A 13,901-nucleotide genomic window follows, 5' to 3' on the forward strand; every position below is an offset into this window, starting at 1 on the left:
GTGGGGGGGGGGGGGGGGGGGGGGGGGGGGGGGGGGGGGCGGGGGGGGGGGGGGGGGGGGGGGGGGGGCGGGGGCCGCCCCCCCCCCCCCCCCCCCCCCCCGCCCGGCTGCCCGTACGGACCTTTCGGCGAGCCCCGGGGCGACCGGTGCCCTCAGGTGCACCTTCGCCCGCCCCGGCTGTGCTCCGCCCCGCCTGCTGAGACAGGATGGAGAGGACCCGTACGGCAGAACCCGAGGAGCCCACGATCGCCAGAAAACAACCCGAGGGCGGCCAGGCACCGGTTGTCCAGCGGATCCGGATCCGGTACGCCAAGCGCGGTCCGCTGCGCTTCACCTCGCACCGCGACTTCGCTCGTGCCTTCGAACGGGCGCTGCGCCGCGCCGGTGTGCCGATGGCCTACTCGCAGGGATTCACCCCCCACCCCAAGATCTCGTACGCCAGCGCCGCGCCGACCGGTGTCGCCAGTGAAGCCGAGTACCTGGAGATCGGTCTCCAGGCGGAGACCGACCCGGCCGCCCTGCGTGCCGCGCTGGACGCCGCGCTCTCCCCGGGGCTGGACGTGCTCGACGCCGTGGTCGCCACCGGCGGCAGCCTCGCCGACCGGATCGAGGCCTCGCACTGGCGCATCGAACTGCCGCAGGTGACCCCGGAGACGCTGCGTGCGGCCGTCACCGAGTTCCTCGCCCGCGACGAGGTGGCGGTCGAGCGGATGACCAAGCAGGGGCGACGCACCTTCGATGCCCGCGCCGCCGTGGTGCGCGCCGAGGTCGGTGACGAGGCGGCCGTACCTTCCGGGGTCGGGGCCGTACCGTGTGCGATACTTGACCTAGTCGTGCGGCAGGTCACTCCTGCCGTCCGGCCCGATGACGTCCTTTCGGGTTTCCGGGTGGTGGCGGATCTGGTGCCGCCGGTGTCGCCTCGGGTGACGCGGCTCGCGCAGGGCATGCTCACCGCGCAGGAAACGATCGTGGATCCGTTGGAGGCGGACCGCGACGGGGTACGCATCGGTGACAGCTGACCGGTCTCCGGTCGGCAGTCGGTCAGGCAGACTTCGACGGTCGCGCGTACGCGCGCCGGCGGAACCCTTTGCGGCGACCCTGCGTGGCAGCGCTCACACGCGCCCGGGGAAGCCAGAACTGGAGAACGTCCAATGCTCGAAAACGAGCCCGAGGGCGGCGAACAGCCGGATGTCCGGCCGCTCGATGCGACGCCCGAGAGCACCGAGGCGGCCCCGGTCCGCCGTGTCCGTGCCACCCGCCGGCGTAGTGCCGCCGCGGTGACACCGCCGGAGCCGGCAGGTGAAGCGGCCGAGGCCGCGTCCGTGCCGGCCGCCGCGGAGCCCCCACCCGCGGCCCCGCCCGCCGCGGACAGCGAGGACAAACCCAAGGTCACCCGGCGCCGGCGTACGGCCGTGACCCGCGAAAAGGCGCCCGAGGCGCCCGAGGTGCCCGAGGTGCCCGAGGCGCCCGCGGAACCGGCGCAGCCGGTCGCCGAGGGCGAGGCGACGGTGCCGCCGGTCAAGGTGACGCGTACCCGGCGCAAGAAGGCGGTGCCCGCGGCTGAGGCCGCCCCGGCCGAGATCGCATCGGCCGGCGGCGAGACGCCGGCCGAACCCGCCGCCGCCGAACCGCCCGCGAGCGCCACGCCCGCGCAGACCGCCGCCGCGGACGCGCCGGTGCAGGCGCAGCCGGCCGCTGCCTCCGATGTTCCGCCGGCCGACGAGACCACGCCGGATGAGTCGCCGGCCAAGGGCCGTCGCCGCCGCGCTGCGGTCCCGCCGCCGGTGCTGTTCATGGCCCCGGAACCGGACGCCGTGCTGGTGGTCCCCGCCGCCGCCGTGCCCGCCGTCGTCACCGAGGAGGCAGCCGAGGTCGAGGCGGAGACCGCCGAGACCTCCCGCCGCCGCCGGCGCAGCCGCAAGGTCGCCGAGCCGGTCGTCGAGGCCGAGCCCGAGGTGGAACCCGAGGCCGACGCCGAGGACCAGGCCGACGAGGGCGACATCGACGACGAGGACGACGAGACCGCTGCCGCGCGTCGCCGGCGTCGTCGTGGCCGTCGTGGCCGCGGTCGCGGCAAGGGCGGCGCGGACGACTTCGACGAGGACGAGACCGACGAGCCGGCCGCCGCGGAGGCCGAGGCCGAAGCGGAGACCGACGAGGACGAGACCGACGGCGACGGGGTGACCCGGCGACGCCGGCGCCGCCGCCGCAAGGGCGCCGGCGACGTGGATGCGGACACCGCCGCCGATGACGGCGTGCCGACCGTGGTCAAGGTCCGGGAGCCGCGCAAGAGCAGCGACGAGGTGCAGGGGGTCTCCGGCTCGACCCGGCTGGAGGCGAAGCGCCAGCGCCGCCGCGACGGCCGTGAGCAGCGCCGCACCAAGCCCCCGATCCTGAGCGAATCGGAGTTCCTGGCCCGGCGCGAGGCTGTCGACCGGCGGATGGTGATCCGCCAGCGCGGCGACCGGACCCAGATCGCGGTGCTGGAGGACGAGGTCCTCGTCGAGCACTACGTCACCCGCAACTCCTCCGGTTCGATGGCCGGCAACGTCTACCTCGGCAAGGTGCAGAACGTCCTGCCGAGCATGGAGGCGGCCTTCGTCGACGTCGGCCGTGGCCGCAACGCCGTGCTCTACGCCGGTGAGGTCAACTGGGACTCCAGCGGCCTGGAAGGACGGGCGCGCTCCATCGAGCAGGCGCTGAAGTCCGGCGACTCGGTGCTGGTGCAGGTCACCAAGGAGCCGATCGGTCACAAGGGCGCGCGGCTGACCAGCCACATCGCGCTCTCCGGCCGGCACCTGGTCTACGTGCCGCACGGCAACACCTCCGGCATCAGCCGCAAGCTGCCCGACAACGAGCGCAAGCGGCTGCGGGACGTGCTGAAGAAGATGGTGCCCGACGGCGCCGGGGTGATCGTGCGCACCGCCGCCGAGGGCGCCAGCGAGGACGATCTCGCCCGCGACATCAAGCGGCTGCAGGCCCAGTGGGACGACATTCAGGCCAAGGCGACCTCCGGCGGCGCTCCGGCGCTGCTCTACGAGGAGCCGGATCTGGTCATCCGGGTGGTGCGGGACCTGTTCAACGAGGACTTCCGCGAGCTGGTCGTGCAGGGCGAAGAGTCGTACGCGATGGTCGAGTCGTACCTGTCGCACGTCTCGCCGGACCTGGTCGAGCGGCTGCACCGCTACACCGGCGTCGGGGACGTCTTCACCGACTCGCGCATCGACGAGCAGCTGCTCAAGGCGCTCGACCGCAAGGTCTTCCTCCCCTCCGGCGGATCCCTGGTGATCGACCGGACCGAGGCGATGACCGTGGTCGACGTCAACACCGGCAAGTACACCGGCACCGGCGGCAACCTCGAGGAGACCGTCACCCGCAACAACCTCGAGGCGGCCGAGGAGATCGTGCGGCAGCTGCGCCTGCGCGACATCGGCGGCATCGTCGTCATCGACTTCATCGACATGGTGCTCGAGTCGAACCGTGAGCTGGTGCTGCGCCGGCTGACCGAGTGCCTGGGGCGGGACCGCACCAAGCACCAGGTCACCGAGATCACCTCGCTCGGCCTGGTGCAGATGACGCGCAAGCGCATCGGTGCGGGGCTGCTCGAGGCGTTCAGTGAGACCTGCGAGTGCTGCAAGGGCCGCGGCGTCATCATCCACACCGAGCCGGTGGCGGACAAGACCAAGCCGGCCACGAGCGAGAAGGTCAAGGTCGTGACCGCGACGGCGACCGCCCCGGAGCAGGCCGGCGCCGGCAGCCGCCGTCGCGGTCGCAAGGGGGCCGCCGAGCGCACGGTGGCCGAGGTGGCCGAGGCCGGCGACTCCGGCGCCGCGGAGCCGATCGCCGCCGTCGCCGTGCTCACCGAGGACGACACGATGGGCTACGACCTGTCCCGGTACGAGACCGACACCGTTACCAACGGTGTGGCCTCGGCCGAGGCGGACCGGGCCGACGCGGTGCCGCTGGCCGGCGCCGACGACCCGGACGGTCTGGCCGGCGACGAGGAGTCGTCCGACGAGGGCGGTGGTCGTCGGCGTGCCCGTCGCGGCACCGGCCGGCGGCGTACGCGCTCCTGACTTCGACTGCGACGTCAGACGGGGCATCCGTGGCGGTACGACCGCCGCGGGTGCCCCGTACGCGTCGGCGGGCCGAGGCGTCCCCGGCACGGCGGGCCGGTGCCCGTCCGCGGATACGGGGGACAGCGGGCACGGACGGGGCAGCGGGACCCCCGCGCCGGCGGTACGCCGGTCATCGGGGCGACCCGGTTTGGGCAACGGGCAGGCCATGGCGTACCCTTGCCTACGGCGCACTTTTGCGCGCCAGGTTCTCGCGTGCCCGCCGAGGTGATCTGCTACCGCCCCGCGCCGCCGCGAGCACTACCCGCCAACAGCCTCAACGACAGGGAGTCCGCGTCTATGTACGCGATCGTCAAGACCGGCGGCAAGCAGTACAAGGTCGCCGAGGGCGACGTGATCGAGGTCGAGAAGCTCACCGGTGCCCCCGGTGACGCGGTGAAGCTCACCGCGGTGCTCCTCGTCGACGGTGACGACCTGGTGACCGACGCTGCGAAGCTTGCCGAGGTCGCGGTGTCCGGCGAGATCGCCGCGCACACCAAGGGCCCGAAGATCCGGATCCACAAGTTCAAGAACAAGACCGGCTACCACAAGCGCCAGGGTCACCGCCAGCCGCTGACCCAGGTCAAGGTCACCGGCATCTCCACCGGGAAGTAGGTCGTTTCCAGATGGCTCACAAAAAGGGTGCGTCCAGCTCGCGTAACGGCCGGGATTCCGCCGCTCAGCGACTCGGCGTGAAGCGTTTCGGTGGCCAGGTTGTCAGCGCCGGCGAGATCATCGTCCGTCAGCGCGGCACCAAGTTCCACCCCGGTGACCTGGTCGGTCGCGGCGGCGACGACACGCTCTTCGCGCTCTCCGCGGGGGCGGTCCTCTTCGGCACCAAGCGTGGCCGCAAGACCGTCAGCATCGTGCCGGCATCGGTGCAGCAGTAGTTTTCTCGCGCTCAGCGGGCCGCGGACTGGTGTCCGGGCCCGCTTTGCCGTTTACATGAGCGGGGGACAACCCCGCTGGAAGGATTGGCGACGTGGCGACGTTCGTTGACCGGGTCGTCCTGCACCTGCAGGCCGGCGACGGGGGGCACGGTTGTGTCTCGATCCACCGGGAGAAGTTCAAGCCCTTCGGTGGGCCCGACGGTGGCAACGGCGGGCACGGTGGCAGCGTGTCGCTGGTCGTCGACCCGCAGGTGACCACCCTGCTCGACTTCCATTTCCGGCCGCACGTCAAAGCCGAGAACGGCAAGGGCGGCGCGGGCTCGCACCGGGACGGCGCCAACGGCCGCAACCTGGTGCTGAAGGTCCCCAACGGCACGGTCGTGCAGACCCCGGACGGCACGATCCTCGCCGACATGGTGGGCGCCGGCACGACCTTCGAGGTGGCCCGGGGCGGCCGCGGCGGCCGGGGCAACGCCTCGCTGGCCAACTCCCGCCGCAAGGCGCCGGGCTTCGCCGAACTCGGCGAGCCGGGTGAGCACCTGGACGCCGTGCTGGAGCTCAAGAGCGTCGCCGACGTCGGTCTGGTCGGCTTCCCGTCGGCCGGTAAGTCCTCGCTGATCTCGGTCATCTCCGCGGCCAAGCCGAAGATCGCCGACTACCCGTTCACCACGCTGGTGCCGAACCTCGGCGTGGTCCGGGTCGACAACCACACCTTCACCGTCGCCGACGTCCCCGGGCTGATCCCCGGTGCGGCCACCGGCAAGGGGCTGGGGCTGGAGTTCCTGCGGCACATCGAGCGCTGCGCCGTACTGGTGCATGTCATCGACGCGGCGACCCTGGAGCCGGGCCGCGACCCGATGGCCGACATCGACGCCCTGGAGGACGAGCTGTCGCAGTACGGCGGCCTCGCCGACCGGCCCCGGCTCGTCGCCATCAACAAGATCGACGTACCGGACGCCCGGGACCTCGCCGAGATCGTCCGGCCGGACCTGGAGGAGCGCGGCTACCGCGTCTTCGAGATCTCCACGGCCACCCGCGAAGGGCTGCGGGAGCTGACGTACGCGATGGCCCAGCTCGTGGCGGAGACCCGCGCGGCCGTTCCGGTGGTCGAGGAGCCGCGGATCGTGATCCGTCCCACGGCCGTCGACGACGCCGGTTTCACCATCGAGCGGGACCCGGCCGACGAGGCGTACGTGGTGCGTGGCGCCCGCCCGGAGCGCTGGGTGCGGCAGACGAACTTCGACAACGACGAGGCGGTCGGCTTCCTCGCCGACCGGCTGGCCCGTCTCGGCGTGGAGGAGCAGTTGGCCAAGGCCGGCGCTCAGCCCGGTGACCTGGTCCGCATCGGGGTGCGCGAGTTCGACTGGCGCCCCACCCTCTACGCCGGTCCGGACTATGTTCCGACCACGCGCGGCACCGACATCCGGCTGGAGGAGGCATCCAAGCGCGCCTCGGCCGCTGACCGGCTCGCGGCCCGCAAGGCACGGCGGCAACGCCCGGCCGACGAGCTCGGCACCGACGCGGACGTCTCGGACGACGAGGACGACGACGACCTCGAGGACTGACCGATCGCCCGCCGGGGTCTCCTCGGCGGCTGCGACAGACAGCGTGTGAGCCCGCGGGCCCGCGCGAGCCAGCCGGCTCGTACGGGCCCGCGGGCGCGTTCGGCTTGTGGGTGCGGCCGGGCTCGGGCTCGCGGCCCGCGTGGCGGCTGGTCAGTGGTCAGGCCGGGGCCGGATCGTCCAGGGCGCGGTTGTCGGCGTTCAGGCGGGTGGAGAGCTGCAGACCGAGGACCAGCATGCCCAGCCCGAGCCCGAGGTGCAGCCAGTTGTCCGCCTCGTCGACCGGCAACCAGTTGGCCAGGACGTCCTGGCGGATCACCAGCCCCATCAGCCAGAGCATCAGGTAGCCGGCGCCGCCGACGGTGAGGAAGACCCGCGCCCCGGCGGTGTTGAGGGCCAGCAGCAGACCGACCACGCCGTAGGCCAGGTGCAGCAGGTTGTGCAGCACGGAGACGTGGAAGACCCCGAAGAGCTGTGCCTGCGAATGGTCTCCGGCCCAGCTCAGCGTCTCGTAGTTCGTGGTGATGCCCGGCACGAAACCGAGGATGCCCACGCCGAGGAAGCCGATCGCCACGACGGTGGCGACCCTGCGGATCAGGGAACCCCGCTGAATCACCCGGTTCTGCCGGCGATCACGCGACTTCTTCGCCATCTGTCCCGCCTCCCTGCCTGCGCCGTTGTCGGCGGTCTGCCGCCACGCGGTTCCCCGTCGGTCGTGCGGGCAGGAACCGGCGTGCCTGCGGGCGTCGGCCCGGCAGGCGCGGCGAGTACCCCGCCGGGGTGCCGTCATTCGTCGCGGAGCGCGCAGTTCCAGGTCTGCAGGGGGTTGATCCGGGCGACCTACCGGCCCGCCGGCTCCTCAGCCGCCTCTGCGGCCCGTGCCCGTAAGGAGGTGCGCAGCCGGCGCGGCGAGTGCGCCGCCGTGCGCAGCCGGCCGCCGGCGTAGCCGACTCCGCCGAAAGCGACCCGCTGGGCCAGCGCCGGCCAGCTGCAGACGCCGCGTTCGAGCACCCAGAGCGGCGCCAGCAGCGACCCGGTGACCGGGAAGACGTGCCGGCCGCCGGCGCGGCGACGGCCGTACTCGGCGAGTGCGACGATTCCCGCGGCCGCGGCGGCGACCTCGCCCGTACGCCGGGTGACGGCGGCGGCGGTCAGCGCCGGCACCACCGCGAGGAAGGTCATCAGCCGCCAGGGCTGAGCGATGTCGTCGTAGGCCTGCCGGATCCGCTGCTGCAGGAAGTGCGAGGTCGCCGGCGGCACCCGGCGCACGTAGAGGCCGGGCGGGGTGAGCTCCCGGCCGCCGTACGCGCCGACGGTGCGGATCAGCTCCAGGTTCTCGAAGAGCACGTCCGGGTCGTAGCCGCCCATCGCCTGAAAGGTGGAGCGGCGTACGCCCAGCGTGCCCGGGTAGTCGGCGCCGACCGCCCGGTTGAGCAGGCTGCGGCCGGTGTCCCAGTGGGCGTGCCACGGCAGTGGGTCGAAGTAGTTCTGCGGTCGTACCAGGTCGGCCCGGTCGAGGAGACGGCGCAGCGTGCGCAGCGCCTGCTCGTCGTAGCGGACGTCGTCGTCGGCGATCACCACGTGTTCGTGCCGGGCCAGCCGCAGGCCGGTGAGCACGCCGAGGACCTTGCCGTTGGCGCCGGTGAGATGCGGGTCGGGGGGGACGTGCCGGACGTACCTGGCCCAGGCGGCGGCGTGCCGGGCGAAGAACTCCGACGGCGAGCCGTCGACGACTGTCACCGGTACCTGCCCGGCGAGCCACCGCAGGTATCCGGTCAGTTCGGGTAGCGGGGTGTCGTCGGTCCAGCGCAGCGGCAGGACGTACTCGAGCTCCAGCCGGCGCGGCGCGGCGGCGGAGGTCTGCGGGGCCGTGTTGGCGAGCGGCCCGGGAAGGTGGCGAGACGGCAATGTCGCGGACACGGGCACATCGGTGCCCCGCCGGTGGCGCCGCAAACCGGGCGGGCGCCGGTTTCCTGGTCCCGGTTTCCGGCGTGACGTGACGGGTAGGCGGGGCCTTCCTTGTCCGTGCGTCCGGCCGGAGGGACCTGATGACCAGAAACAGCGCGAGGTGGGAAGTCGCCGCGAGCGCCATGGCACTCGCGGCCGGAGTCGGCGCGCTCGGCCAAGCCGTCACGATCATCGCCGGCCGGCGTCGTCGCCGGCACCAGCCGCAGCGCCAGGACGGCTGGTACGTGGTGCAGCGCGCCGTGACCGTCGACCGGCCGCTGGACGAGGTCGCCTCGGCCTGGCGGGACCCGCGGCTGCTCAGCCGGGTCGTGGGGCAGCGCATTCGGCTCGAGTCGCTCGACGGCCGGCGCTGGAGCAGCCTGCACGACGACGGCAGCGTTGCCTGGCGCGCCGACATCACGATGGACAACAGCGACCACGTGCTGCGCTGGCGCAGCGCCGGCGGTGCGGTACCGCACGAGGGTGAGGCGCGGTTCGTGCCCGCGCCGATGAGCCGCGGCACCGAGGTGCAGGTGGTGCTGCGCTACGCCGGCAGCTCCGCGGGACCAAACCTTGATCTTGTCATCGGCCGGGAACCGGACCGGCGGATGCGCGACGCGCTGCGCCGGTTCAAGTCGCTGCTCGAGTGCGGCGAGGTGCTGGAACCCGTGACCCGCTCGCCGGGCGGGGCGCCGGCGCAGTTCGCCGATGAGGCGGGCGTGAAACTGCCGGTGTCCGCACGGACCTGAGCAGCCCCGCCTTCTGCTGAACGGCAGCCCGGCTCGGAGCAAAAGTCGTCACCAATTGGCCCACACCGCTGGCCCCTCCCAACCGGCGGAAAGTCTGGTGGGCTGGAAGCCGTACCAGGTCGGTGGCGAGCGGGAGGTCGGGATGTACGGCGACGGTGATCCTCAAGGGAACAGCAAGCGGCGTGACCGGCGCGGCCCGGCCGACCGCCGCGGAGAGAACCGGCGTCCCGGGCCGCCGACACCGGCACCGGCCCGCTTCTCGTTGCTGGGGCCGGCCGAGACAATGGTGCCTCCGCGCTGGTACACCCTGCATCTGAGCTTCACCGCGACGGGCCGGGAGACCGCCTGCGAGCAGGCCGTCGCGTACGTCGAGGCGCTAAGCGTGCTGCGGCCGGAGATCTGGCCCGGGGGAGCGGAGTTCTCCGCGGCCGGCACCTGGCAGCACTCCGAGCCGCTCTTCTGCGGCGCGGCCGGCCCTGACGGGGAACGCTGCGCCGACGTCTGGGGACACCCGGGCTTCCACCACGCCGCCGGGCTCGGCGCGCTCGGCTGGGGCGACGGAGACCGCCCCGTCGGGTTCTCCTGAAAGTGGCAGGAGACTCGTGAATCCGCGGCCGCGACGTGCACCGGGCTGCCGTCGGCCGGGTGCTGCCGGCCGGGTGCTGCCGGCTGCGAGGGTCGGGCACTCAGTCCAGGTCGAACTCGTCGTCCTTGGCGCCCTCGACGAAGGCCACCCACTCCGACTGGGTGAAGACCAGCACCGGCCCGTCCGGCTCGGCGGAGTTGCGCACACCGATCAGGTCGTCGACGAAAGCGACCTCCACCGATCCCCGGCTGCCCTTCTCGCCGACGGCCTGCTGCCAGTTCGCCCGTGACAGGTCGAACTCGCCCTTGACGTGCTGTGCCATGCCAACCGCCTTCACGCTGCCGAACAACCGGGAGGTGCTCTCCATTGAGCAGGATATGTGCCGTCCCGTCCCGATCCCGGTAACGCAGACGACGGCGGGTCGATCTCTTCTGAGTACCCCGGCTCAGGACCAGCCCGTGCCCCGGCCGGAGACTGCGGGTGTGACGACGTATCCGTGCCCGTTCTGCCGCGCCGTGGCCGACTCGGCTACCGGCTGCCCGGCCTGCGGCCGTGCTCCCAACGCCGACGCCGTCGAGGTGATCCGCCTCGATGGGGAGATCCAGGCACTGAACGCCCGGCTGCAGACGGCGCGCGCCCAGATGCTCGCCGCCGAGCGGGCGGTGCAGGACGCCTGGCAACGCCGCAGCGCCGCCGCAGCGCGGGTCCGCGCCGCGGTCGCCGCCGCCCCGCCGGCCTCGGCCACCCCGGCCGTCACCCCGGTGGCGCGGTATCCGCAGGCAACCGCTCTGCTCCGGCCGCCGGCGGTGCCCGGACCGGCGCCGATGCCCGCCGGCCGCGGTCCCGAAGCTTCCACCCGGCTGGTGCAGAACGCGTTGTTCCTGCTCGGCGGCGTGCTGCTCGGCGTCGCGGCGATCGTCTTCACCATGGTCGCCTGGTCGCAGTTCGGTGTCGGCGGGCGGGCCGCGCTGCTCGCGGGCTTCACCGTCGCCGCCCTGGCGGTGCCCCCGATCGCCCTGCGCCGGGGACTGACCGCGACCGCGGAGACCTTCGCCGCGCTCGGGTTGCTGCTCGTCCTCCTCGACGGCTACGCGGCCTGGTACGTGAACCTCTTCGGCCTCGCGAACACAAGCGGCGTTCGCTACTCGGGGGTGGTCTGCGCCGTCACCGCCGTCGTCGCGGCCGGCTACGCGTACGCCACCGGCCTGACCGGTCCCCGGTTCGTCGCGATGATCGTCGCCCAGCCCGCGTTGCCACTGCTGGTCGCCGCGTCGGACCCGGGCATCACCGGCGCGTCGTACACGCTGTCGGCGGTGGCGGCCGGCAACCTCGCCGTGCTCCGCCTGCGGCGCGCCCGGTTCGCCTTCACCGGGGTCGGGGTGGCCGCGTACCTGCTGGGTGCTCTCGCCGTCGCCGGCGCCCTGCTCGCCGCGCTCGTGGCGTTGCTGCTGCCCGACTCCGTCGCCGCGCTGGTGGCGGCGAGCGGCGCCCTGTTGACCCCGGTGCTGTTGCTGGTCGTGGCCGCGGTCCTGGCCCGGTCCCCGATCGCGCAGGCGCTCTCCGGCGGCCTGCTGGTCGGGGCGTTCGCCGTCGCCGGTGTCCGCCTCGTGGTGGCGTCCTCCGACGGGTACGAGCCGATCCTGATCGCGGTGCTCGTCGCGGTGCTGGCGGCGGCGGTCACCGTCGTGGCGCGGTGGCTGCCCGCGCCCGTCCGGGTCGGGCCGTGGGCCGGCGCGCTCGTCGTCGTAGCCCTCCCCGCGATGATCGGGGCTCTCGCTGCCGCTGTCTCCGCGTCGCGGAGCATCATCGCGGCGATGCCGCCGCTGAACGCCGATCCGTCCGCCGTGATGGGACGCGCGCAGTGGCAGGTCCCGGCGGCGCTGGCCGTGCTGACTGCCGCGGTGACGATCCTCGTCACCTCCCGCACGACTGCGGCGAAACAGGGCGCCTCCCGTACGGCCGCGATGGGCCGGCCCGCTGCCGTCGCGGTGCCGCTGGTCGGCGCCGCGCTGGTCGCCCTCGCCGTACCCGTGGGGTTCGGGCTGCCCTGGTCGACCGCTGTGGCTTTCGATCTGCTCGTCGCCGCGGCCGCGCTGACTCTCGCGGTACGGGGGTCCGTCCCTGTCGTCGCGGCGCCGGTCGCCGTGGTGCTGGGCGGGCACGCGGTGCTCGTCGGCTTCGGCGCTCCCGGCCTGGCGGTCGCCACCCTGACGGTGGTCGGCCTGCTCGCCTTCGGGACCGCGGCAGCGGCGTGGGCCCGGCCGGTCCGGATGCCGCTGGGCGGCCCGGCCCTGACCGTCGGGCTGCTCACCGTCCCGGCGGTCGCCTGGACCGCAACCCTGGCGCTGGACCTTTCGCCGCAGGTGCAGGCGCGCGCCACGGTGGCCGCGACAGCACTGCTGGGGGCGGCCGCACACCTGGTCGCACGGCGCTGGTCCGGCTACCGCGGCTTCGCGCTGGCCGCCGTCGTCACGAGCGCGCTCGCACTGCCGATCTGGGCGCTGGCCGCCGGCGACTCACCTGCCGTCTACGCCGCCCTCGCCCTGATCGTGGTCGCGTTCGTCGCGCCGCTACGGTCCGGTTTCACCGCGGCGCCGGCGGCGCTGCTCGGGGCGGCGCTCGCTCTGGCGGTCGCGCCGAGCGTGGTGGAGGTGCTGGCCGGCCCGTACCGGTGGTGGGAGCAGGTCTGGGCGGGCGCTCCGGCGGGGACGGGACTCGATCCGGCGGGCCGGGACAACGTCGCCGTGGCCGATGTAGTCGCCATCGCGCTGCTCGCCGCGGCGGGTGCGCTCTGGATCGCCGGGTACCGTGCCGCGAGGCGACACGAGTCGGTTGCCGTCGTCGGCCCGGTGGCTGCCGTGGTGGCGCTCGCCCTGCCGATGGCGCTCGCCGCGGCCGGCTTCCGCTGGCCCACCGTCCCACTGGCGAGCCTGCTCACCGGCCTGATCTGCCTCATCCTCGTCGCGCGCACGGGCGGCGTCCGGGCCGCCGACGCCGACGGCGGACGGCTCGCCCCCGCCGGTGAGTCCCGTACGACACCCGCCGTCGCATGGTGGTCCGCGCACGGCGTGCGGGTCCTGCTCCTCCCGCTCGGCGTCGTGCTGGCCGGCGCGGGCCTGTCGGGTGCCCTCCCGACGCGGGCGGCGACCCTCGTCGCGCTCGGTCTGGTCGCCGTCGCCGGGGTCTGCGCCGGCAGCGCGGGCCGGACAGTCGAGGCCCGGGTCGCCGGCTGGCTGGGCGCGACCGCGGCGCTGTTCGGTTTCGCGTTCACCGTGGGGCGCGCCGCGGGCCTACCGCTCGCGTCGTCGGCCTTCGGCGTCGCCGGTGCAGCCGCCGCCGTCCTCGTCCTCGGTACGGTGCTCGCCCTCCGCCGCCGCGTCGACGAGGGACGGGCCGTCCAGGCCGCCGCCCACGCCGGCGCGGTGCTGGCGCTGCTGCTGACCTCGGGTCAGCCCCGGCACGCCGCGGCCATCTGCACGCTCTGGGGCCTGTTGCTCGGGATCCGGGCGCTGGCCCCGGGGGAGACAACCGGGGTACGGCGGGTGCTGATCGTGACCGCGGCCGCCGCCGAACTGCTGGGCTGGTGGCTGATCGTCGCCTCGGCGCAGGTCTCGACCGTGGAGGTGTACAGCCTGCCGGCGGCGGCTGTCGCGCTGCTCGCCGGCTGGCTGGCGCGCCGGACCTGGCCGGGGATCACGAGCTGGACCGCGTACGGCGTGGCGCTCGCCGCGGCCCTGCTGCCGACGCTGGCCGTCGTGGTTGCCACCGACGACGACGCGTGGCGGCGGTTGCTGCTCGGCGTCGGCGCCCTCGCCGTCGTCGTCACGGGCGCCCGCGCCCGGCTGCGGGCCCCGGTCGTCACCGGCGGGGCGGTGCTGCTCGCGGTGGCGCTGCACGAACTCGTCCTGGTCTGGGACCTGCTGCCGCGGTGGCTTCCGCTCGCCGGCGGTGGCCTGCTCCTGGTCGGCCTGGCGATCACCCTCGAACGCCGCCGCCGCGACCTGGCCCGGATCCGCGCCGCCCTGGCCCGGATGTCCTGACAACACCGCGCC

At 73.9% G+C, this 13,901-nt stretch carries 11 protein-coding genes; 8 read left to right on the forward strand and 3 right to left on the reverse strand.

The genetic code is table 11. The features are described 5' to 3' along the window. Nucleotides 1-206 precede the first annotated feature (206 nt). From ACK8GG_RS19445 to obgE, 5 genes are all read left to right on the forward strand, one after another. Complete coding sequence (locus ACK8GG_RS19445; protein WP_440350721.1) at nt 207-1,019, forward strand: TIGR03936 family radical SAM-associated protein; 813 nt, start codon at nt 207-209, stop codon at nt 1,017-1,019. Nucleotides 1,020-1,151: 132 nt separating this feature from the next. After that, entirely contained in the window at nt 1,152-4,076 is a 2,925-nt protein-coding gene (locus ACK8GG_RS19450) for an Rne/Rng family ribonuclease (protein WP_440356936.1), read from the forward strand. Nucleotides 4,077-4,415: 339 nt separating this feature from the next. Next, nucleotides 4,416-4,730, forward strand: a complete 315-nt coding sequence (rplU, locus tag ACK8GG_RS19455) for a 50S ribosomal protein L21 (RefSeq protein ID WP_440350773.1) — start codon at nt 4,416-4,418, stop codon at nt 4,728-4,730. An 11-nt stretch (nt 4,731-4,741) separates the two neighbouring features. After that, nucleotides 4,742-5,005 (forward strand): 50S ribosomal protein L27, encoded by a 264-nt coding sequence (gene rpmA / locus ACK8GG_RS19460; protein WP_440350719.1) that lies wholly within the window; start codon nt 4,742-4,744, stop codon nt 5,003-5,005. Nucleotides 5,006-5,097: 92 nt separating this feature from the next. Beyond that, nucleotides 5,098-6,570, forward strand: coding sequence for a GTPase ObgE (gene obgE, locus ACK8GG_RS19465; protein ID WP_440356937.1), 1,473 nt, complete (start codon nt 5,098-5,100; stop codon nt 6,568-6,570). 157 nt (nt 6,571-6,727) lie between these two features. On the opposite strand, the gene ACK8GG_RS19470 is transcribed toward obgE, so the two are convergent. Together ACK8GG_RS19470 and ACK8GG_RS19475 are read right to left on the reverse strand one after the other, a co-directional pair. After that, on the reverse strand, nt 6,728-7,219 hold the full coding sequence (locus ACK8GG_RS19470; RefSeq protein WP_440350717.1) for a DUF4383 domain-containing protein: 492 nt from the start codon (nt 7,217-7,219) through the stop codon (nt 6,728-6,730). Nucleotides 7,220-7,407: 188 nt separating this feature from the next. Next, the gene (locus tag ACK8GG_RS19475) at nt 7,408-8,487 is read right to left on the reverse strand and encodes a glycosyltransferase family 2 protein (RefSeq protein ID WP_440356938.1); all 1,080 of its coding nucleotides are present in this window, start codon (nt 8,485-8,487) and stop codon (nt 7,408-7,410) included. A gap of 128 nt (nt 8,488-8,615) precedes the next feature. Between ACK8GG_RS19475 and ACK8GG_RS19480 the strand changes: the two genes are divergently transcribed. Both ACK8GG_RS19480 and ACK8GG_RS19485 read left to right on the forward strand, forming a co-directional pair. Further along, nucleotides 8,616-9,263 carry an SRPBCC family protein gene (locus ACK8GG_RS19480; RefSeq protein WP_440354980.1) on the forward strand — a complete coding sequence of 216 codons (648 nt, stop codon included), beginning with the start codon at nt 8,616-8,618 and terminating at the stop codon, nt 9,261-9,263. 97 nt (nt 9,264-9,360) lie between these two features. After that, entirely contained in the window at nt 9,361-9,849 is a 489-nt protein-coding gene (locus ACK8GG_RS19485; RefSeq protein ID WP_440354979.1) for a hypothetical protein, read from the forward strand. Between the two features lie 100 nt (nt 9,850-9,949). Here the strand turns inward: ACK8GG_RS19485 and ACK8GG_RS19490 are convergent, their stop codons facing one another. Then, on the reverse strand, nt 9,950-10,171 hold the full coding sequence (locus tag ACK8GG_RS19490; RefSeq protein ID WP_440350713.1) for a DUF397 domain-containing protein: 222 nt from the start codon (nt 10,169-10,171) through the stop codon (nt 9,950-9,952). 160 nt (nt 10,172-10,331) lie between these two features. Here ACK8GG_RS19490 and ACK8GG_RS19495 point away from each other — a divergent pair, with 160 nt between their 5' ends. Then, on the forward strand, nt 10,332-13,889 hold the full coding sequence (locus ACK8GG_RS19495) for an SCO7613 C-terminal domain-containing membrane protein (RefSeq protein WP_440354978.1): 3,558 nt from the start codon (nt 10,332-10,334) through the stop codon (nt 13,887-13,889). Nucleotides 13,890-13,901 lie beyond the last annotated feature (12 nt).

This window comes from Melissospora conviva (assembly GCF_049523535.1).
GTDB lineage: Bacteria > Actinomycetota > Actinomycetes > Mycobacteriales > Micromonosporaceae > Melissospora > Melissospora conviva.

What these genes read in the sequence shown, in the direction of transcription:
- ACK8GG_RS19445 (WP_440350721.1), top strand. Translation starts at nt 207, where the DNA reads ATGGAGAGGACCCGTACGGCAGAACCCGAGGAGCCCACGATCGCCAGA.
- ACK8GG_RS19450 (WP_440356936.1), top strand. Translation starts at nt 1,152, where the DNA reads ATGCTCGAAAACGAGCCCGAGGGCGGCGAACAGCCGGATGTCCGGCCG.
- ACK8GG_RS19470 (WP_440350717.1), bottom strand. Translation starts at nt 7,219, where the DNA reads ATGGCGAAGAAGTCGCGTGATCGCCGGCAGAACCGGGTGATTCAGCGG.
- ACK8GG_RS19480 (WP_440354980.1), top strand. Translation starts at nt 8,616, where the DNA reads ATGACCAGAAACAGCGCGAGGTGGGAAGTCGCCGCGAGCGCCATGGCA.
- rplU (WP_440350773.1), top strand. Translation starts at nt 4,416, where the DNA reads ATGTACGCGATCGTCAAGACCGGCGGCAAGCAGTACAAGGTCGCCGAG.
- ACK8GG_RS19490 (WP_440350713.1), bottom strand. Translation starts at nt 10,171, where the DNA reads ATGGCACAGCACGTCAAGGGCGAGTTCGACCTGTCACGGGCGAACTGG.
- rpmA (WP_440350719.1), top strand. Translation starts at nt 4,742, where the DNA reads ATGGCTCACAAAAAGGGTGCGTCCAGCTCGCGTAACGGCCGGGATTCC.